Raw genomic sequence first — 22,038 nt, forward strand, 5'->3', positions numbered from 1 at the left:
AATTTTCTTCTTTGAATATATTTAATCTATTCAATAGAAATTATAGACAATGTTAAGAATTTATTTCATAATAGCAAGTGTGCTAGGTCAGGTTATGAATAACGGAAAAGATTAATTTTTAAAAAAATTGCCCTTGTGATACCATTCGCCTTGTTCAGGTTTGAATATATAGATATAATTTCCGGAAGGTAACCGTGAAACATCAAAAGGAGTAATTTCATTTATTACTTTTTGTTCAAGCAAAACTTTCCCATTAAGGTCAAGAATACGTAACTCTCCTGTTGTGTTTTCGGGTATTTTAAAGTATAAATTTTCCGAAACCGGATTTGGATAAACCATAACAGTTCCTATGCTGTTGTTTAATTCAGACAGGTTAACGGCACTCATAAAAACCGTAGTAGTAATTTGTGAAGTACAGCCAAAAGCATTTGATCCGGTTACTGTATACACGGTGGTGACCGTTGGATTCACAATAATATTTATATTATTGGCACCTCCAGGTTGCCAGGTATAACTTGAAGCTCCACTTGTTGAAAGGGAAATTACAGAACCCGGAAGAATACCAATTGGTTGGCTTACAGTTAAACTCGGATTCGGAAAAACGGAAAGATTATAAACATAGGTACTGGTTTGCGAACATGAAGGAATTGTACCTTGCAAAGTATAGGAGGTGGCCACACTAGGTGAAACACTGATTATAGTAGAATTGGGTGAAGGCGATAAATTTATTGTTGGTGACCAAGTGTAATCAACGGCACCAACAGCAGTAAATGAAACACTAGAGCCCACACAAAGCGCGCTATTTGATGCAATGGCACCAACAGTAAAGCCTGGAACAATAGAAAATGTAGCAGGTATTCTCGGACTTTGACAACCGGGTTTGCTGTATTTTAAAATTCCGTTAAACACTCGGGGCGTCGAAGTTACATTAAAATAATTTCCTCCTCGTCCTTCAAATAATTGTATGTCGTTGTTGGAAGCAAATAAATTACCTAATCCAACTCCATTGCTATAATTTACTCCTGCGCCTCCATTGCTGGTTACATATATACCGGCTGTTTGACCAGATCCAACCGGAATTGCAAATGTTCCGGGAATTGTAGTTAAAGTGCCACTTCCATTGGGAATGACAGTAGTAGATAAAGCTAAGGTCCAACCTGCAGGAGATAATTCATAACTCACAAAACTTCCATATCTGTACCAAATTTCCACAGTGGTAGTTACATTGCTATTAAAATGCATATCAATTCCATCTAAAGTCATTGTGTTTTGAGCGGTAACATCAAACATATTTCCCTGAGCACTGTTTCCTCCGGCAACCGTGGCGAATAAAGAACCCGGAATAGTAGAAGTAGCTTCTGCATAATAAGTAGTTGTGCTGTTTTCAGTTACTGCTAAATTACTACCGGTTCCGAGAACTAACGTAGAAACCGGAGAGGCATACCATTTGATAACCGAAGGACTATAAGCACTCGCCGTGAGTGTACCAAAAGAAGGAACGTTACAAGCCATTGCACCATTAGTACTGATGGTAGGATTCTGAATAGAAAGTGTAACTGAATAAGAGGAAGAACAGCCTGCCGTATTGGTTCCCACAACGGTATAACTAGTATTTACGGTTGGAGAAACGCTAATAGAGCTGCTGTTTGATCCGGTGTTCCAGGTGTAGGTGGTAGCTCCATTCGCTTGTAAAGTAGCATTGCTTCCAATACAAGCAACTGGCGATCCGGTTATATAAACATTAGGAGTTACTGTACGCGTGGTGGAAAAACTATCGTTATTTGGATTTCCATCGCCAATCAAATTAGTGAAACAGGAAAAAGTATAAATGCCGCCCCAACTTAAATTTGCAGCACCTACATTCAAATTTGTAGTAGATCCGGGTGCTAGGTTACCAATAAAATTTGCATTTAGTGTTTGATTTATTGGGCCGCTTATAATAACAACAACAGGAATATTAGAAAGTGAATTATTCCCGAAATTTTGAATTGTCACCACCACAGGAACCGAATTGGAATAACAACCGGTTAAACTGGGTGAAACCAATGTAACTACTCCAGGGTCGTTAGGAACAACAATATTAAAAGCATCAGCCGTATGAATACTTATTAAAAATATAGCTAAAAAAAGTAACCGCATTGCAATACGCAATTTAATTAAAATTATTTATAAAAATAAACCGGATTACGCTCATTAAACTTTCGGATAAATCGCGATACCTGTTCCTTCTGCTTTTTTCTTTTTAACAATTTAAATTCTTTATATAATTCAACGTCTCTGGAGATTAAATCCTCGGCAGTTGATTGACTGTATGGAACAATAACACCGTCGTTTATATTCATTAGAAAACTACGAATTTCGTTGGTTCTGGTTGAACCATACATGCCATATCCGGGAGTGTAATAGGCAGGACTAATCACTTCCACCGTAGCCGGCAAATAAGAAATTGATCCAAATAACGGAACTCTGTAAAACTCTCCCCGGTAATTGAGGTATAAGGCATTATTTTGACAGAAGCCCCAAATTTTTTCCGTTAAAACCTCTAATGGAATAGATTCTCCGTTAAATTGTATTTTTTCCATTCGCATCATTTTGGAGTAAAAATCAATGGCACTTTTGTCAAGTTTGGAAACCACTTTTTCCTTAGAAATCTCTTTTTGCCATCGAAAATCCTGATATGTTAAATAAATGCCTTCTTTTATGGCACAGTTCTCCGTACAAGCAACGCTGTCCGTTTGCCCGATAAGCAGATTTGAAACTGTGACAAATAGAAATAAGAATAAAAGTATTGTCCTCACTAATGCAAATTTCGCTTTTTTTTTTATACTTTAGGTTAAAATATAATGTTATGATTCGATTATTATTGGTGTTATTATTTCTTTCTTTGGTTTTATTTAATCCGGCTCAAAAGGAATTCAACAATAGTTTAAAAGCGAGAATTGCGAATCGGAGTTTAAATGGAGATTTTCCGGTAGTAGTAAAAGGTAATGTTGTCAAAATAAAAACACAGAGTAGGGAACTGGGATTTCAATTTCATTATAGCGTTGAGGATATAGCATCCATCACAATTAATCTGGATAACCTCAGCAAATTAATAGAGCAGAAAATTGTTAGCTATGCCGAATTTATAGAGCCCAATAAAAAAGTAATGAGCGATACGGCTAATGTACGCAATCGAGTAGGAGGTATAAAAACCGGACAAGCACCATTACCACAAGCCTATGACGGAACAGGAGTTATTTTTGGGATTATTGATACAGGAACAGATTGGCGACATGATGATTTTAGAAATACGCCCGGCGGAACAACTAGGATTAAATGGATTTGGGATCAGAAAGTTGTGGGTTCAGCTCCTCAGCCTTACAATTACGGAACAGAATGGACAGAAGCGCAAATAAATTTCAGCATTTGTACGCATGATGATTTGGCAGGTAACAGTCATGGTACTCACGTTTCCGGAGTTGCCGTTGGTAATGGATCAGCAACCGGAAATTTTCAAGGTTGTGCGCCTAAAGCAAATATTGTAGTAGTTTCTTTAGATTTTAATAAACCAGGTCCAACAATAGCCGATGGAGTAAATTATATTTTCAGTAAAGCGACTTTATTAGGGAAACCTTGTGTTATTAATGCTAGCGTAGGTGATTATTATGGAAGTCACGATGGTACCGACATGGAAGCTAAATTAATTGAAGGCATGGTGAAAGATAAACCTGGAAGAGTAATGGTGGCCGCCGGTGGAAATGCAGGTGAGGCCCGATATCATACCTTAACGCAGCCTCCGGTAGGTGATACTACTTTTACTTGGTTTACAAATAACACGGCCAACTTAACTTATCGAACCTATGGTGATACTAATCAGGTAAAGAATTTATTTTTTAATATTGGAGTAAATCGCCCTTCGGATTACACAAATTTGGGAAGTACAGGATTTAAGCCTTACAATTATGGCATTCCATTATCACAAACAGATACCGTTAAGCACAATGGAAATCGGATAGGTATTGTACAATCTTGGGCTACCATAAATACTTATGGCGTATACGAGTTATTAATCTCTATCCAAGCCGATTCAACCGGATATTTATGGAGAACTGAAACTAGAGGATCCGGTTTGCATCATGCCTGGAATTTTGAATTTAAAGGCTGGAATTTACCAACAGTTGGGCAATACCCTCGGATGAGCAAATATGTAATGCCTGATACTTTATTTTCTATTGTTAGCGGATTTCAATGTTTGGATGATATTACAACAGTTGCAAATTACTGTAACGTAACTAAATATTATGATTACAATAATGTGCTTCAAAATGCGATTGACTCACCGGGAGGTTCTAAGGTTGGAAATAGTTCAATCGGTCCTACGCGTAATATGAAGTTGAAACCGGATATTGCTGCAACGGGAAGTGGTGTGTTTGCTGCAGCCGCAGTAAATATTCAAGCACCTTGGATATTGGCAAACCCAAGCGCAATGGCTCCGGGCGGACAGCATGTGTATGGAAGTGGCACAAGTGCGTCTTCTCCTGTCGTTGCCGGCTTTGCTGCTTTGTTTTTGCAATCCAATCCAAATTTAACGAGTAAACAAGTGCGTAATGCAATTGTGAACTGTGCATATAACGATGGGCATACCGGTGTTGTGCCAAATTTTGCATGGGGATACGGAAAATTAGATGCTAAAGCTTCCATGATGTGCATCATAACCGGAAAGCAAGAAATAGAACTTATTAATAAGGGCAAAATATTTCCAAATCCTTTTTCTGATCAAGTTCAACTTAAGTTCAGTAAAGAAATTTACGGCGATGCTTTTGTATATTCTATTGATGGGAAATTATTAATGACAACAAAGGTTTCAGGCGATGAATTGAATTTAAATAATTCAGGACCATTACAAAATTATAAGGGATTATTAATCGTTAGAGTGTTAAGCGAAGGAACTACTTCAGTATTTAAAGTAGTAAAAGAATAAAAACATGCGTGTTGCCGGAAATAAAGTTTCCCAAGTTTTAGAATATTATCACAATGAACTCGATCATTTGTATGGCGCAAATGAAGTAGATGCATTATTTAAAGAAGCAGCAGAGCACTTTTTGAAAATTAATCGTTCAGTCCTTAATTCGAAGCTTGCAGATTATTTAAATCAAAGTGATTTATTAAAAATCTACGATTGTGCGAAAGAGTTGGCCAAAGGTAAACCTATACAATACATTACCGGTTTGTCTTTTTTTTACGGAAATTCATTTATTGTAAATTCTTCCGTTTTAATTCCTCGACCGGAAACGGAAGAACTCGTGCATAAAATAATTCAAGATAATAAATCAGCTCAATCTGTTTTAGATATAGGAACAGGTAGCGGTTGTATTCCTGTTACACTTAAAAAGAATATAGCTGAAGCAAAAATATTTGCCTGCGATGTAAGCGTTGATGCATTAGCAACAGCCAAAAAAAATGCAGTATTGAATAGTGTTGAGGTAAATTATTTTCAGGCTAACATTTTAAATTCGATAGAGTTTAAAGCAATGTTTAAGGATAAAGTGGATATAATCGTCAGTAATCCACCATACATCAATCAAAGAGAGATTTCAACCATGCACAAAAATGTTTTGGAATTTGAACCTCATGTGGCTTTGTTTGTTGATGGAGATGATGATATCATTTTTTATAAATCAATAATTGATTTATGTTTAAACAATTTAAATAATGAAGGCAAATTGTATTTTGAATTAAATGATTTAACAGCTAAACGAGTAGAGGAGTATGCTAAAAAATCAGATATTTTTAATTCCGTAGAACTCTTTAAAGATATGAGCGGAAAATGGAGGTTTCTGAAAGCCGTAAAAAAATAGAATTAATTCTCTTTTAATCCTCTGCCTGATTTTTCAATTTTATTATCCCTTTTTAATTCGGCAATAATTTTATCGAGCACTCCATTTACAAATGTTTTACTATTGGGTGTGCTGTATTCTTTTGAAATGTCGATGTACTCATTCAATGAAGCTTTAATAGGTACATTTGGAATATACATAATTTCGGCAAGTGCCATTTTCATTAATAGCATATCCATGTTGGCAATTCTTTCAATCTCCCAATTCTTCGTATGTCTATCAATTAGCTCTTCAAAACTTTCTTTGTATAATATTGTTTTGTTAAACAATAAACTCATAAATTCTTTATCATCCTTTTCATCTTTTAACAAGGGAAGAATTTTAAATGTACCATCACATGTTTCAATATTTCTGATTACGGAGTTAAACGCAACAAAGCTGTCATCTACCCAATGGATATTTTTTTCTTCAAACAAAGAGGCAAGTAAATCATTTTGGCTTAAATAATTGGTAATGACATTAACTAAAAACTCTTTATCCTCATTCAGGCTATTCTCACCTGAACTCATATAATTGGTGTATAGTTCGTGATTTCGTAATTCATAAAATAATTTACGAACCACATCAAAATCACCTTGCCAGGATATTTTTTTACTACTACATAATGCATTAAATTCTTTGCTTTCTTCGAGTGAAATTAAAACTTTATTCTGTGTAAATTTTAAATTCGGGTCCAAATCCTGTTGCGTGGGTAATCTTTTGTTTTTGTGCTCATCGATAATAACTAAAGCAACATGCCTGAGGTCGTTGAATAGCATTAAAATGGATAAATATAAATCCTGTATTTTATCTAAGCTCTTAAAAAGTTCTTTTTCGAAAGCAGCAGGCGTGGCATTTTCATGTTGAAAAAATGAATAAAGCGCTTGCATTACTTTGATTCTTAGAAATCTTCTGTTGAGCATTTTTTTAATATCAATTTTTAAAGTACTGCATTTATTCTGGCTATGGCTTCAATTCGTTGTTCTGCAATTCGATTAGCAGCCATATAATTTGGAATGCCTTCCTTTTTAGCGATTTGAAAAAGATTATAAGTAGTGTCGTATATTTTTTCAGCATGCGCTAAAGCTCTCTCTTGGTTATATCCTTCGAGTTCATAAAAAACGTTTATGATTCCTCCGGCATTCACCACATAATCCGGAGCGTATAATATTCCCTGTTTGCCAATAACCTCACCATGTACCGTTTCATTGAGTAATTGATTATTGGCGGCACCACAAACTATTTTACATTTTAATTTAGCTAAGGTATCATCATTTAAGGTTCCACCTAAAGCACATGGTGCATAAACATCAATATCTAAATCAAACATTTTATCTGCAGCTACTACTTCTGCTTTATATTTTGCAGATACTTCTTTTAATCTTTCTTCACTTATATCATTTATATAAACCTTAGCTCCGTCTTTAGTTAAGTGACTAACTAATACTTCCCCTACGTGACCAATGCCCTGTACCAATACTTTTTTTCCGGATAAAGAATCGCTTCCCCAAACTTCGCGGGCCGATGCTTTCATACTTACATAAACACCGTATGCAGTAACCGGACTAGGATCACCACTTCCGCCCATGGTTTCGGGCAAACCGCTCACATAATCTGTTTCCATATGTATAACTTCCATATCTCTACTACTCATGGCCACATCTTCAGCGGTAATGTATTTTCCACCTAGGCTATCCACAAACTTTCCAAAACGGCGTAATAGGGCTTCGTTTTTTATTTTTTTAGCGTCGCCAATAATAACCGCTTTTCCACCGCCTAAATTTAATCCGGCTACAGAAGATTTATAGGTCATACCCCTTGATAAACGTAAAACATCGGTTAATGCTTCCATTTCATTATTGTAATTCCACATACGAGTTCCACCCAATGAAGGGCCCAAAACGGTATTGTGAATTGCAATTATGGCTTTTAAACCGGTTGCGTTATCGTTACAATACACAATTTGTTCGTGGTTATTCAGCATCATTTGTGCTATAACCGGATTTTTTGAAAGATCTATATCTTTTAAGTTTTTTACTTCCATCTTTTAATTTTTTTGAAGCGAGGCAAATATATCTGTTTTTTTGGTACCAACATTAAATATAGGAACTAAATTACATTCAAAAAAACTGGTGTTAAAGAATGTGATACTAATCAGGAATTTCTTAATTTCAATACTAATTCAAATTTACCATGAAAGATCAAATGGATTACAGGCAAGTGAGTTATTCGAGAACCACCTTAACCGAGTTAATGATACCGGCTTATGCTAATTTTGGCGGAAAAATACATGGTGGTATATTATTGTCATTAATGGATAAGGTAGCGTATGCTTGTGCCTCCAAACATGCGGGCACGTATTGTGTAACCGTTTCTGTGGAGAATGTTGATTTTTTGCAACCGGTAGAGGTAGGTGAGATGGTAAGTATGAGTGCTTCTTTGAATTATGTGGGAAACACATCTATGGTTGTTGGTATTAAAGTAATTGCCGAAAATTTTAAAGTTGGTTCAGTAAAACACACCAACACCAGCTATTTTACGATGGTGGCAAAGAATGATGAGGGCAAACCAACCCAAGTGCCGGGATTAATACTGGATAGTAAAGAGGAAGCGCGTCGATTTGTAGAGGCCATGAAAAGAAAAGAATTACACCAACCTTATAAGGAAGAATTAAGAAAAGTGAGATTAATGTTGGAAGAAGATGTGAATCACGGTATTTTGGAAAATGAAAGATGTCGATTAACTTTTTCTATTTAACCTAAGAAATTCATGGAGAATGGATTTGAGAAATATTTTGAAATTAAAATTTATTATTTATTAGTCAATAATTAAAATTGCCATAAAAAACTTTACCTTTAGGCCATGCATTTGATAGCACCTTCCATTCTTTCGGCCGATTTTGCAAATCTGCAATCGGATATTGAAATGATTAATACCAGCGAGGCCGATTGGTTTCATGTAGATATAATGGATGGTTTGTTTGTCCCTAATATTTCTTTTGGTTTTCCGGTAATTAAGGCCATTAAAAAACATGCCCAAAAACCATTGGATGTTCATTTAATGATCGTAGACCCGGATCGTTATGTGAAGGATTTTAAAGATGCAGGCGCCGATATTTTGAGCGTACATATAGAAGCCTGCACGCATTTACATAGATGTGTTCAACACATTAAAGCAAGCGGCATGAAAGCCGGAGTGGCTATTAATCCGCATACCAATATTAATCAATTAGACGATATAATTGCTGATGTTGATTTGGTTTGTTTAATGAGTGTTAATCCGGGATATGGCGGACAAAAATTCATTGAGAACACCTATGAGCGAGTAATTCGTTTAAAGCATTTAATTGATCAGAAAAATTCCAAAGCCTTGATTGAAATAGATGGAGGGGTAGATTTAAAAAATAAACAGAAATTAATTGAATGCGGCGCTAATGTATTAGTGGCCGGTAATACGGTTTTCAGTTCTGAAAATCCTTCGGAAACGATTAGTAAGCTAAAATCTAAATAAAAACCCTGTTCTTACGGGAACAGGGTAATAAACCAATAAACCCGGAATTTATTTCATTTCTATTACTTACCGCTCTAAATCGCCATAAGAAATGGAATTCGTTTCCTATTTAATTGTACGGTATTTATACACTAAGGTTTCTTTTTACTGAAAATTCTTTCGATAAACTTATCTGTTGGTAACAGTGATCGCTGTATTCTTTGTGCATATTGAATACTAGAAACAATTTCGTTGTTTTTTTCTTCTACTATTTTCTTCTGAAAAGTGATGAGTTTATTTTGTTCTTTAATTAGCTTAAATCGTTGATAAAGTAAAAAAGAAAAAACGCTGATGGTAGCTAAAATGGCAAGAAGTGAGAATTTGATGATATTGCTTTGTTTGATTTCATTATTTTGTTTCTGGATAAAGGAAGTTTGAATTAAACTATCTTTTAAATGATTTTGGCGATAGATAGCGATCATGTCATTTTTTTGCGTCAACCGATTTGTTTCAGCTTCGGAAATTTCTTCATTGATTTTATTTAATAGCCAAACATAATGATTTGCTTGTTCGAATTTTTTTTGGATTTGATATAAATTTGCTAACGAAGAATAGATGGTGCGTAACTCTGTATTATGCACATTGGTATCTAAGAATTGAAGTGATTTTAAATTATATTCAATGGCTTTCGCATAGTTCTCATCAATTTCAAAAATACTTGCTCTTAAATGTAATGCCTCTGATTTGTCAATGTTAAAACCATATTTCATCTTTAACTCGATAGATTTTTCAAGATATTCTTTGGCTTCTTTATCCCGGTTGTTATTTGAATAAACTATATACAAATTATTATATGTTTTACCTAAACTCAAATAATCTTTTGCTTTTTCATTAAGGCTAATTACTTTTAAAAAATATTCTTCAGCTTCCTTATATTTCTTCACCATGCCTGAAATGATTCCTAAATTATTATAGATATTAGCGAGGGAATTATTATCAGGGGGACATTTAAGTTGAATTTCAAGCGCATCTAAGTATGCTTTTTTTGCCTTTTCAAGCTCACCTAAGTAATAATATGAATTGCCTTTGTCCATTATTGCGGAGGCTAAACCGGGTAAATAATTGGCCTTTTTGTATTCTACTGCTGATTTGTCAAAATTTTCAAGCGCTTTATTATAATCACTTAAATAATTATATGTATTGCCCATATTTACAAAAACATACCCAAGGTATCTGGGCCTTCCGGCATTTACGGCTCTTATTTTGGCGGAATCTAAATACTTAAATGCCGTATGAATATCTTTTAATTCGCAAAGTTCATCTACAAGTAAACATGCTGTATAAACATAGGTTGAATCATTACAATTTTTCATTATTGCCAGCAGGCTGTCGGCTTTTCTATTCGGTTGCGTAAAAAAGACCACAGGTAATACCAATAAAAAAAAGGTGAATTTATAAGGCATGTAATTTTTCAATTCATTAAAGATAGAATGCGCTTTAAATATATAAAATTAATACGGTAAATTGAGCTCAGTATAAATTAATAATAATAACTCACTCCGCAGGATTTAAAGTCCTGCGGAACAAGTATAAAAAAATGAATCTCTGATTCTTTGTTTGACGGTCACTTAAAAATTTCAATTTTTAAATTTACAAACGGCAGCGCAGGATTTTAAATCCTGCGGAGCAGTACAAGTTTCAAAAGTAATCACGCGTAATCCCCTCTTTTTGCAATTATATTTTTAAACCAATGATGCAAACATCGTCAATCTGTTCTTGGTCGCCTTTCCAGGTATCAAATACCGATTCCAATTTTTCTCTTTGTTCCCTCATACTTAAATGTCGGATAGAAAATATTAACTCAGCCAATTGTTTGTACATAAATTTCTTTCCTTTTGGCCCGCCAAACTGATCGGCAAATCCATCGGTAAACAAATACAAAATACTTCCCTTGGCGAGTTTTAAAAAATGCGTTGTAAATCTGGTTTTTTTATCCGTTTTACCAACAGGTTGTTTGTTAGCTACAATTTCTTTAACGCCCGAATGCGCAAGGGGTTTAGAAATCTTAAATTCATTGGATATAGGGTATTCGCTAAAGTCGGAAAGTTCGATGATGCTTTCTGTTGGAATATACCATAAAGGATTATTAGCGCCGGCCCAAGCCAGATCTCCGGTTTTGGTGTTAATGGTTGCCATAGAAATATCCATGCCATCCTTCACATCAAATTCATTTTTATTAAAAGAGTCAATTACTAAATCTCTAACCTTATCTAAAATCATACCCGGTTCAGTTAAATTCATATCTTCAATAGCACGATGCAACGCGTTACTGCAAACCATGCTAACTAAAGCACCCGGAACTCCATGTCCGGTACAATCGGCAACGGCAATAATAAACTGATCATTTTTTTGAACGGCGAAATAAAAATCTCCGGCAACAATATCTTTAGGTTTGTATAAAATAAAATTATCCGGAATTTTAGCAGTGATTTCTTTTTTTCTCGGCATTATAGCTTTTTGCAATCTTTTCGCGTAAGTAATGCTATCAATAATTTCATGGTTTTTTTCATGTATCAGTTTGTTTTTCAATTCTAACTCCTGCTCATATTCCTCATTGTTGTTTTTAAAATGTTGTATTACAGAAAAAATGATTGCAAAAACGGTAAATTGTCCATAAATAAAATATTGTTTTCGGGCAAATTCCGGCATTTCATGAAGGGGACTGAAATTAGCCTGATACAATTCAATTAAAAAGAAGAACAAAATATTCAATATAAATAAGGCTATAACCTCTTTTCGCTTTTTGAAAAGGAGTAGTGGAATGGTGGCAGTGGTTAGAATGAGATATTTATCGCCCAATTCTTCTGAATTATGAAAACTTAAGCAGGCAATAAAGATGAGTGGAAGAATTGAAAAATAGTAACGACAAAAATGTAATAAGCCTAAAGCATTAATAAAGGGAGGCAATGCAAATAAAAAGATAAATGGAACAGCAATATAAAATAAAGTTGAAAGTTTAAAGGCCAGCACGGTGACGCTAAAAGCAAGCATAAGTAAAGTATTTACCATACTCATTTTATTAATAAACAAAAGATGTTTTTTGTCGTACGAATCAGCCAAGCGCTTTAAACCCATTCTGGCAATATTCCGGTATAAATTATAGAAGTAGATTTTTTTCATAAGGCCTACTCTAATTATGGGGTTTGTATAATATTATACTTAGGGTTTTGAAAGAAGTTGCATGGCTTATCTTAAAATATTTTTAAATACATAAACGGAAAAAAAAAGCCCACAAGCGTTATGGCTCATGGGCTTTGGAGATGAGTATGGACAATGCTTAGATTAACTCAACACTTCTTTTGATGAAGTTGGTTAAGCCTTCTCCTTTTAACAAACCTTGCGATAATAAAGCCAAATCAGTGGCTTGTTTTGTTAAATTTTTCTGTTTGGTTTCGTCTTTTTCTTCCAGTATACGGGTTATGAGAGGGTGATTAGAGTTCACCACCAAATTATACATATCCGGCATATTGCCATAAAAGCCCATTGCACCACCGCCTAATTGATTCATGTCTTTCATTCTGCGCATAAACTCAGGTTTGGTAATCAGCATGGGCGCATCTTTTTCGCTTAAGTTTTCAAACTGCACCATAAACTGATCTTTGCTTACGGTTTCTTCTATAATGGGCTTTAAGGCTTTCTGTTGATCTTCGCTTAGTTTACTAATTACATTTTCTTCCTTATTGATTAATTTATCAATGGTATCAGCATCTACCCTTACAAACTGTGTGTCTTTTAATTTGCTTTCTAAATGATTGATGTAATGCGGATCAAGCATGGTATCCATCAACAACACTTCGTAACCTCTGTTTTTTGCTGCATCAATGTAAGCATGCTGTTCCTGAATATTGCTGGCGTATAAATACACCACTTTTTTATTTTTATCGGTTTGATTGGTTTTTACGTGATTTTCAAATTCTTCAAACGTAAAGTATTTATCATCGGTAGTTTTTAAGAGTGCGAATTTGGCTGTTTTCTCATAAAATTTTTCATCACTAATCATGCCGTATTGCACAAAAATTTTAATGTCATCCCACTTTTTTTCAAATTCCGCTCTGTCTTTTTTGAACAAATCTTCCAGTTTATCCGCTACTTTTTTAGTAATGTGCGACGAAATCTTTTTTACATTTCCATCCGCTTGCAAATAACTTCGGCTTACGTTTAATGGAATATCCGGACTATCAATTACACCTCTTAGTAAGGTTAAAAAATCAGGTACAATATTTTCTACATTATCGGTAACAAAAACCTGATTACTGTATAATTGAATGCGGTCTTTAGGCATTTCCAGTTTATTGGAAAGTTTAGGAAAGTACAAGATACCGGTTAAGTTGAAGGGATAATCCACATTTAAATGAATATGAAATAAGGGTTCTTCAAACTGCATGGGGTATAATTCCCGATAAAATGATTTATACTCTTCATCTTTTAAATCAACAGGTTTTTTGGTCCAGGCCGGATTGGGATTATTGATGATATTATCTACTTCAATTTCTTTTTGTTTTACTTCGCCTTTTTCATCTTTTTCCTCTGTATCTATCCAATCTTTTTTAGTTCCGAATTTTATTTCAACCGGTAAAAACTTGCAATATTTTTTTAATAATCCTTCAATTTTATTGTTCTCTAAATACTCTTCGCAATCATCGGCAATATGTAAAACTATATCTGTACCTCTTTCTTTTTTCTTTTTAGTTTCTTCAATTTGATATTCCGGACTTCCATCACATTCCCATCGCACGGCCTTGCTGTTTTCTTTAAAAGAAAGTGAAAATATTTCTACCTTTTTGGCTACCATAAAAGCCGAATAAAAACCTAAACCGAAATGTCCGATTACCACGTTTTTGTCTACTTTATCTTTGTATTTATTTACAAATTCCTCGGCACCGCTGAAAGCAATTTGCGTAATATACTTCTCAATTTCTTCCCGGGTCATACCAATACCTTTATCGCTAATGGTTATGGTTTTAGCTTTTTTATCAATTTTAACCTCAATTTTTAAATCGCCTAGTTCACCTTTAGCTTCTCCCAAATTGGTTAAGGCTTTCAGTTTTTGCGTAGCATCCACTGCGTTACTGACCAATTCGCGTAAAAATATTTCGTTATCGCTGTAAAGGAATTTTTTAATAATCGGAAAAATGTTTTCCGTTTGAACATTGATTTTGCCTGTATTACTCATAATTCAATTGATTTTGCATAAGGAGAGCAAAGATAGTACCAAATGAGAATAATGTGCCAAATTGACAAATAACAACGGTTTTTATGCATTTATTGCAGGAAAACGGTCCGTTTTTTGGGAAAGCTATATTAGTTTATCGAGGCGTATTTGTAATTAGACAAAGCGGTCAGTTCGAGTAGCGAAATGAAATGAAGCGTATCGAGAACTGTTACGAAGAATCACTTCTCGATACGCTCGTTCCTCACTACTCGAAGTGACAATAATCCAAAAACTCTTTTATGCGCTTTTATTTCTTTTATGGTTAAATTATTAGAGAGATTTAGGTTTTCACACTTCTCCGCCGCGGCGGATAGCTCAGCCTGCCTACCGGCATGCGGGCTTGCCTACCGGTAGGCAGGTGTAACACACTTCGACTACCATTCCTATGGAAGGCAGGCGCTCAGTGTAACATTTCGCACAAGGAAAATTGGAAATCTAAATTTCAATAAAACGATTATTTACAACCATTTTTAAGCAAGGCTTCGGTGGCACTGGTATAACCTAAGGTTTGGGCTGTTTTAAGGTCGGCGCAACTGCCGTTTTGATCGTTTTTAAATTTTTTAATCTTTCCTCTGAAATAAAAGGCTTTACCTTGATTTGGATTTTGTTCAATAGTTTTATTTAAATCAGCCAGAGCCAAATCATCTTTCTCAATCATGTAATAACTATTCCCTCTTTCTAATAAGGCTAATGCATAATTGGGTTTTAAAGTAAGCGATTCGGTAAAATCAGCTATGGCTCCATTATAATCTTTGAGGGCGTATTTAGCTAAACCACGGGTATAATAGGTGTCGTAATTTTTTTTAAGCGCCAGTGCTTTATCACAATCTTCAATACAACCTTTATCATCGGCATTCGCATAGCGTAAACGTGCCCGGTGAAAATAAGAGTATTCATACTCGCTATTTAATTGAATGGCTTTATTTAAATCAGCAGCTGCCAATTCATCTTTTTTAAGCATATAATAAGTAGCACCTCTAAAGCAATAAGATTTATGATCGGTTAATCCCATGGCAATGGCGGAATTAAAATCAGTTTCGGCATTAGAATAATTGCCTAAATAATATTGCGATAAGCCTCTGTTGTAATGTGCTTTCTTATGGTAAGGATCTATTTCTATACAACTGGTGTTGTCATCTACTGATTTTTTATATTCACCTAAATCTAAATAGGCTAATCCTCTGTTATAATACGCAGCGGCATACTTTTTATCGCGAGAAATTACCAAATCATATTCGGCCAAAGCATCTTTATATCTTTTTAAGCCGATTAAATTTACGCCTCTCCAAAAATGAGTTTCAATATTGTCTTGCAAGGCCAGGGCTTTGTCGGTATCTTCTAATCCACCTTGGTAATCTTTTAAATTGTATTTAGCAATGGCTCTGCTATAATAAGTAGGTTCGTAATCGGGATTAATTTCATAGGCTGCATTTAAATAAGTGAGCGCATCTTCATATTTCTCCAAGTTATTTAAAGTAGCTCCTTTATAAGTTAAGGCTTTATGATGATTGGGTTTAATTTTTAAGCAGACATCAAAATGGGTAAGGGCTTCGCTGTAATTTTTTAAGGCATAATAAGATTCGCCAATCATAAAATACACATTATCTGTATTTTTACCGGCCTCAATACTTTTTTGAAAATCGCGAATAGCAGTTTTGTAATCTTTCAATGCATAACTGCACAATCCTCTGTTATAAAGTCCTGCCTGACTCTCGGGGTATTTTTTTAAATAAGCGGTGTAATCTTCATAGGCTTCGGCGTATAATTTTTTTTCGTATTTATCAAAGGCCGATTTAAATAGCGGATCTGATTCGGTTTGCTTAGTGTTTCCTCCTACAGTTTTAGTTCGGATATCTCGGTTATTTTCTTCACCATCCCTTTGCGAAAAAATGGGTAAAAAGAAAAAATGAAGTACAAACAGCAGTAAAAATTTTTTTTTCATTGGGGGATGTGTTGTTGATCGGCGCTAAATCAATTGCTTGATTTTATTTTTTCATTGATTTGTTTTGATTTGGCGTCGTTTCCGGTTAAGAGATACAACTTTCTTAAGGCCACCATGGTAGATTTATCATCTGGTTTTATTTCCAGGGCTTTTTCAAGGTATGGAATAGCTTTTTTGTAATATTCCTGACTCTTGGCTTCATTTTCTTTTTGAATTTTTACCTGATCGGTGATTTTTTCTGCCTTACGATTTTGAATATATCCTCCATAATTGTTATACATGGCTCCTGTATTGTAAAGCGCGTTATATTCCAAATCCTTATTGGTTCCGGCAAACTCAATGGCCTTTAAGTAATGGGTTTCGGCATTTTTAAAATAGACTTCAAATTGTGCGGGTTTTTCCAATTCTTTACCGCTGATTTTATCCTTAGGATTGGCCAAGTTATCGTAAATATTACCGGTTACAATATTTAAAAGTGGATTATTAGGGTCTTTATCTAAAGAAGCTTTTAAATTCTCTAAAGCTTTTGTGTGTTTGCCTGCTGACAGATAATAATTGGTTTCCAAATTCATTAAGCCTGCGTCATTCGGTAATTGCTGGCGACCTTTTTCCAGCGTTTGAACAGCAACTGCACTATCCCCTTTAGACAGGTAAGCATTAAATAGTGATTCAAAATTATAGCCATTCGCAATATTTAAGTCTACCATTTTTTTGTTGTATTCAATGATACGGGCACTATTTCTAGACTTAGAAGCAGAAACACAGGCGTTATAATAATTAGTGGTATCATGATTTTTTAAGATGATAGAATTTATGCCGGCAGTTTTGTAAAAATAATCGGCAGCATCATCATATTTTTTTGCTTTGTATTTTCCCTGTGCGATATTGCCTGATTCCATTTTAAGTTGTTGAATGAGTAATAAAAACCGAATATCATCTTCATTCATGCTGGCCGTTCCCTTGGTAAGTCCATCTGTTATTCCGGTCATGTATTTGGCATCAATATCGGCAATGGCGGTAACTTCATTGGCTGCAATTTCAAAATTATTTAAAGGTGTGTTTCCGTATGCCGTAACGTCTCTTTCTCCTTTGTCGTGAATGCTTGCTTCCAGTTTTTTCTTTTCTGCATTCAATTCATTCTTGTAATAAGCGTAAGCAATGCGAGCTTTATAGGCGTGCGCTTTTCCTTGAAACTTGGTATCCGGATGGGTTAAGGCAACATCAATAGCATCATTCGCCTTTTTCAAATAACTTAAGTCGGGTTTTCCATCTTTTTCTGTCGCTTCGTAATCACTTAAAGCTCTCCATGCACTTTGTACTTTTGATTTTTGTGCAAAAAGGAATGAAGTGAAGGAAATGCCAATAAAAAGGAAAATAATTTTTTTCATAATTGTTATTTAAATTTTGCCGCTTTTTCGTTATCGCCTAAGCGGGCATAAATCTGCAACAATAACTTTTTTGTTGAAGCATCTTTATTGATGTCATAATAACTTTCAAAATTTGCTCCTGCTTTTTTCCAGGCCTCGGCAAATTTTGTTTCGTATTCTTTTATTTTAGGATCTTTAGGTGCAGCATCGTTTAATTTATCATTCCATTCTTTTCCTTCGTTATAATATAATACAGCTAGGTTATAATAAGCATCTGAATAATCTGCTTTTAGTTCTATTGCTTTTTTATATTCTTCTTCGGCCTTTATCAAATCTTTTGTTTTGAAATATAAATTTCCTAAAGCATTATGTAAAACTTCATTATCCGGTGCAACTTCTAAAGCTTTTTCCAGTTTCACTTTAAGCTCGTCTGTTTTTTTTCTGGCTAAAAATATGTTTAATTCGGTATTAATTAAATCCATGTTGTCATCAAATAATATTTTACCCTTCTCTATATAATCCAATGCGGCAGCAGTATCTTTATCAATCAAGGAAATTTTTACCATATCGGTATAAATTTTAGGATCTCTATACTTGCTTTCAATTAATTTATTGGCGTAATTTTTTGTTTTTTCTTTATCACCGGCATATTTATAGGTATCAAAACGATAAAACACTAATTTTTCTTTAGTAATGTTGGCTCTTTTTATTCCCTGATCAAAATCAAAGGGTAGAGCTTCTTCCAGCATATCGTAACATTTAATGGCCTTATCAAATTCTTTATTAGAACGGTAATAATTGGCTTTATTGTATGTAGCAGCAGCTGATTGAACCAATAATCCTTTCGCTTCATCCTTGTAAATATCTTTCCCTTTATCGAGCGTTAAACATTTGATGTACGCTTCTAAAGCATTTTCTTCAGATAAATTATCTAGAGCGCGAACAGCAGATGAAGTGTCAGAATAAATAGCCTGATAAACTTTACCCCGGTTTAACCACATTTTTGCACTTTCTTTGGTGTCGTTATGAATGGCAGCAGCGTCGGCAGCAGTTTTAGCTTTAGCATAGTCTTTATTACGCGTATAATTAATCATGTTCTGAATATTCATGTTTTGCGCCAAGCTTAAATTATACGCAACAATCAATAAACCGGAAACCAATACTTTTTTAATCATCCTAATTTTGTTTAAAGTGAACTATTTATTTAATTAATAATACAATCGAATCAAACTTCGTGCTGAGATTTATTAGTCGATAGATATTTTCTTTAATTTAACCTTATTTAAGTTTTCTTTAAAGCGCTCATCTTTTGCAGCTTTATCTAACTGGCTTTCTATATAATATTTATCACCCACAACCACCGTTACTAATTTATTAGAATCAAAATGTTTTTTGATTTGCGCATTCACGTCATCTTTTGTCATTGCATTTAATATTTGTTTTTGTTTTACGGTATAGTCTTTTTCTAAATTGTAACGTAAAATATTAGACAAGAAAGATGCTTTTTGATAGGGAGCTTCATACTGCAAGGCCTCTTCATTCATTAAGGAATTTTTTGTAAACTCTAATTCTTTATCCGTAATCCCGTCTTTTTCATATTTTTTAAATTCTTTAAGAATTTCGGCTAATGAATAAGCTGTTGCGCTTCTTTTCACAGAAGTTCCAATTGAAAACTGACCATTGTATTTACCACCTCTGAATCCTGAATAAATCCCATATGTATAACCTTTTTCTTCTCTCAGATTTAAATTCAAACGACTATTAAAATTTCCGCCAAAAATAAAATTCGCAATTCTGCTCTTGTAATAATCTCCGGTTGCATCATACTTCAAGGAAGGATAACCCATAGTGATTACTGAAGAAGGAGCCAATTTTTTATGATACAAGAAAAATTTAGGTTCTGTAGTAGGTAATGGTTCAGGCAAAGGAGCAATAACCACATCTTTAGGTTCCCATTTATTTAAAAAGGCCAATTGATCCATCACTTCTTTTTCTTCAATGTCACCAACTATTACCAGGTTAGCTACTTTTGGAGAATAATATTTAGCATAATAATCTTTTAAATCTTCTAATTCTATAGCTTCAATTGATTTAATAGAAGGTTCTAAGCCCAGAATAGTATTGCCATATAATGCATAATTAAACATTTTACCGGCAACGGCATTTGGACTGGTTTCCTGATTTTTTACACTTTCTTTGGTTTGTTTTTTAGCTAATTTAAAATCATCCTCTCTAAAGCCGGGATTCAATAGTTTTTCTTCTAGAATTTTGAGTGTTGGCGCTAAATTTTTCTTTAAACAACTCACATTAATATTAGAGCTTGTTTTTCCACCAAAAAATATGATAGATGAACCGAGTTTATCTAATTGCGCACTAATTTCCTCTGTAGTGAAATTTTTAGTTCCCTCATTCATAAGAGCAGCAGTTAAATCCGGGATTCCCAGTTTTTTAAGTTTATCTGCAGGTAGTACTAAACTACCGCCTTCAATATTTATGCTTATTGTAATTTCAGGAGTTTCAGCAGATTTGGTTCCAATAATTTTTAAACCGTTTGCTAATGTTTTTTGATAATAATCAGGAACCTTTACCGGCTTTACGGATCCGGCAACAGGGCGCGCTGAGCGATCAAAATTATCTTTCACAGGGGTATAGGTTAGTCCGGCATACTCCGGATTAGCCGGGAAAGTTTGACCTGCGAATGGATTTACACTTTTCACGGAATCTTTATCATCAATGATAGGATAGGTATTTAAAATGGCAGCTCCTGCTCCTTTAAGATATTTATTAAATACTCGAACAATATCGTCTTTTGTTACTTTGTTGTATCTTTCAATTTCATCGGTTACGGTATACGCTTTACCTAATAATCTCTCCCATTCAGAAATGGTAGCATTTTTATTCCAAACCGTTTGCATTCGGTTGTAAGCACTGGATTCAATATCACCTTTTGCTCTTTCCAAGGCTTCATCTGTAATGCCTGTATTCCCGAATTCTTCAATGGTGGCTTTTACTTTGGCATCAATATCCATAAATAATTTTTCAAAGTTGAAATCTTCAGGTGGGTAAGCAAAAATACCAATTCCAAACTCTCCGGCTAATTCTTCGGTTTGATGCCCTACGTTAGCATTAATAGCAATTTTGGATTTTACAAAGTTTTTATAGAAGAGTGAATTATTCCCTCCACCCATCATAGAGGATAATAAATCCAGCGCAGGTTCGTCACGGTGATATTGCGGAACTGTTGGAAATACGCGCATGTTTAATGGGAAATAAGTTTTGTCTTTGTAAGCTGTGTATTTATCTGCAGGCAAAGTAACCAAAGGAGTTCTTAATTTTTTTACTTCAGGTCCGGCTTTTATCGGGCCAAAATATTTTTCAATGAGTTTTAATGCGTCAGCAGGATTAAAATCACCCGAAATACTAAGGATAGCATTATTAGGGCCATACCATCTTAAGAAAAAGTTTTTTACATCATTTAAATCTGCACGATTCAAATCATCCACATAGCCAATTACCGGCCAGCTGTAAGGATGTCCAACCGGATATAAAGCCTTAGGCATTTCTTCCACGTAAGCCATGGCATAAGGTTGATTTTCTATATTTTGAGATTTTTCGTTTTTAACTGCATCTCTTTGATTTTCGAATTTTTTACTCGTTAGCGAATCTAACAAAAAGCCCATTCGATCCGACTCTAACCACAAGGCCATTTCCAAATAATTGCTTGGTAAGGTTTCGTAATACACTGTTTTATCGTGCTGGGTAAAACCGTTCATGTCTCCACCTGCGGTAGAAACCATTTTAAAATGCTCTTCATCGGCCACATTTTTTGAGCCTTGAAACATCATGTGTTCAAAGAAATGGGCGAAACCGGATTTGCCGATACTTTCGCGATTGGATCCAACTTTGTAGGTAACCATTACATTAATTACCGGATCGGAATGATCTTCATGTAATAATATGGTTAGTCCATTCGGTAATTTCCATCGCTCATATGGAATTACAACTTTATCGGCAACGGGCTGAACTTTTTCAATTAAAGTAGGTTGTGCCAAAATAATACTTGCGGAGAAGCAAGTGATTAAGGAAAGGATTGCTCTTTTTTTCATTTTT

General features: G+C 34.6%; 15 protein-coding genes. 4 read left to right on the forward strand and 11 right to left on the reverse strand.

Annotated features, from left to right (window positions below):
* Nucleotides 1-111: 111 nt before the first annotated feature.
* Nucleotides 112-2,139: a T9SS type A sorting domain-containing protein gene (locus IPM51_03885; GenBank protein ID MBK9283440.1), complete on the reverse strand. Its 2,028-nt coding sequence runs from the start codon at nucleotides 2,137-2,139 to the stop codon at nucleotides 112-114.
* 23 nt (nucleotides 2,140-2,162) lie between these two features.
* Nucleotides 2,163-2,798 (reverse strand): hypothetical protein, encoded by a 636-nt coding sequence (locus IPM51_03890; GenBank protein ID MBK9283441.1) that lies wholly within the window; start codon nucleotides 2,796-2,798, stop codon nucleotides 2,163-2,165.
* 50 nt (nucleotides 2,799-2,848) lie between these two features.
* Between IPM51_03890 and IPM51_03895 the strand changes: the two genes are divergently transcribed.
* Both IPM51_03895 and prmC read left to right on the forward strand, forming a co-directional pair.
* Nucleotides 2,849-4,963 carry a S8 family peptidase gene (locus tag IPM51_03895; GenBank protein ID MBK9283442.1) on the forward strand — a complete coding sequence of 705 codons (2,115 nt, stop codon included), beginning with the start codon at nucleotides 2,849-2,851 and terminating at the stop codon, nucleotides 4,961-4,963.
* A 4-nt stretch (nucleotides 4,964-4,967) separates the two neighbouring features.
* On the forward strand, nucleotides 4,968-5,840 hold the full coding sequence (prmC, locus tag IPM51_03900; GenBank protein ID MBK9283443.1) for a peptide chain release factor N(5)-glutamine methyltransferase: 873 nt from the start codon (nucleotides 4,968-4,970) through the stop codon (nucleotides 5,838-5,840).
* 2 nt (nucleotides 5,841-5,842) lie between these two features.
* Here prmC and nusB read toward each other — a convergent pair whose 3' ends face one another.
* The gene (nusB, locus tag IPM51_03905) at nucleotides 5,843-6,781 is read right to left on the reverse strand and encodes a transcription antitermination factor NusB (protein ID MBK9283444.1); all 939 of its coding nucleotides are present in this window, start codon (nucleotides 6,779-6,781) and stop codon (nucleotides 5,843-5,845) included.
* Between the two features lie 17 nt (nucleotides 6,782-6,798).
* Nucleotides 6,799-7,902, reverse strand: coding sequence for a Glu/Leu/Phe/Val dehydrogenase (locus IPM51_03910; GenBank protein MBK9283445.1), 1,104 nt, complete (start codon nucleotides 7,900-7,902; stop codon nucleotides 6,799-6,801).
* Between the two features lie 161 nt (nucleotides 7,903-8,063).
* Between IPM51_03910 and IPM51_03915 the strand changes: the two genes are divergently transcribed.
* Nucleotides 8,064-8,615, forward strand: a complete 552-nt coding sequence (locus IPM51_03915) for an acyl-CoA thioesterase (GenBank protein ID MBK9283446.1) — start codon at nucleotides 8,064-8,066, stop codon at nucleotides 8,613-8,615.
* Between the two features lie 105 nt (nucleotides 8,616-8,720).
* Nucleotides 8,721-9,368: a ribulose-phosphate 3-epimerase gene (locus tag IPM51_03920; protein MBK9283447.1), complete on the forward strand. Its 648-nt coding sequence runs from the start codon at nucleotides 8,721-8,723 to the stop codon at nucleotides 9,366-9,368.
* A 131-nt stretch (nucleotides 9,369-9,499) separates the two neighbouring features.
* On the opposite strand, the gene IPM51_03925 is transcribed toward IPM51_03920, so the two are convergent.
* The 7 genes from IPM51_03925 to IPM51_03955 all read right to left on the reverse strand — a co-directional run bounded on the left by IPM51_03925 (nucleotide 9,500) and on the right by IPM51_03955 (nucleotide 22,034).
* Entirely contained in the window at nucleotides 9,500-10,810 is a 1,311-nt protein-coding gene (locus tag IPM51_03925) for a tetratricopeptide repeat protein (GenBank protein MBK9283448.1), read from the reverse strand.
* Between the two features lie 271 nt (nucleotides 10,811-11,081).
* The gene (locus IPM51_03930) at nucleotides 11,082-12,527 is read right to left on the reverse strand and encodes a SpoIIE family protein phosphatase (protein ID MBK9283449.1); all 1,446 of its coding nucleotides are present in this window, start codon (nucleotides 12,525-12,527) and stop codon (nucleotides 11,082-11,084) included.
* Nucleotides 12,528-12,684: 157 nt separating this feature from the next.
* On the reverse strand, nucleotides 12,685-14,580 hold the full coding sequence (gene htpG, locus IPM51_03935; GenBank protein ID MBK9283450.1) for a molecular chaperone HtpG: 1,896 nt from the start codon (nucleotides 14,578-14,580) through the stop codon (nucleotides 12,685-12,687).
* Nucleotides 14,581-15,073: 493 nt separating this feature from the next.
* Nucleotides 15,074-16,561: a tetratricopeptide repeat protein gene (locus IPM51_03940; protein ID MBK9283451.1), complete on the reverse strand. Its 1,488-nt coding sequence runs from the start codon at nucleotides 16,559-16,561 to the stop codon at nucleotides 15,074-15,076.
* A gap of 29 nt (nucleotides 16,562-16,590) precedes the next feature.
* Complete coding sequence (locus tag IPM51_03945; GenBank protein MBK9283452.1) at nucleotides 16,591-17,949, reverse strand: hypothetical protein; 1,359 nt, start codon at nucleotides 17,947-17,949, stop codon at nucleotides 16,591-16,593.
* 5 nt (nucleotides 17,950-17,954) lie between these two features.
* Nucleotides 17,955-19,103: a tetratricopeptide repeat protein gene (locus tag IPM51_03950; GenBank protein ID MBK9283453.1), complete on the reverse strand. Its 1,149-nt coding sequence runs from the start codon at nucleotides 19,101-19,103 to the stop codon at nucleotides 17,955-17,957.
* A gap of 72 nt (nucleotides 19,104-19,175) precedes the next feature.
* The gene (locus IPM51_03955; GenBank protein ID MBK9283454.1) at nucleotides 19,176-22,034 is read right to left on the reverse strand and encodes an insulinase family protein; all 2,859 of its coding nucleotides are present in this window, start codon (nucleotides 22,032-22,034) and stop codon (nucleotides 19,176-19,178) included.
* Nucleotides 22,035-22,038: the final 4 nt, after the last annotated feature.

Source organism: Sphingobacteriaceae bacterium, from assembly GCA_016715905.1.
Classification (GTDB): Bacteria; Bacteroidota; Bacteroidia; order B-17B0; family Aurantibacillaceae; genus Aurantibacillus.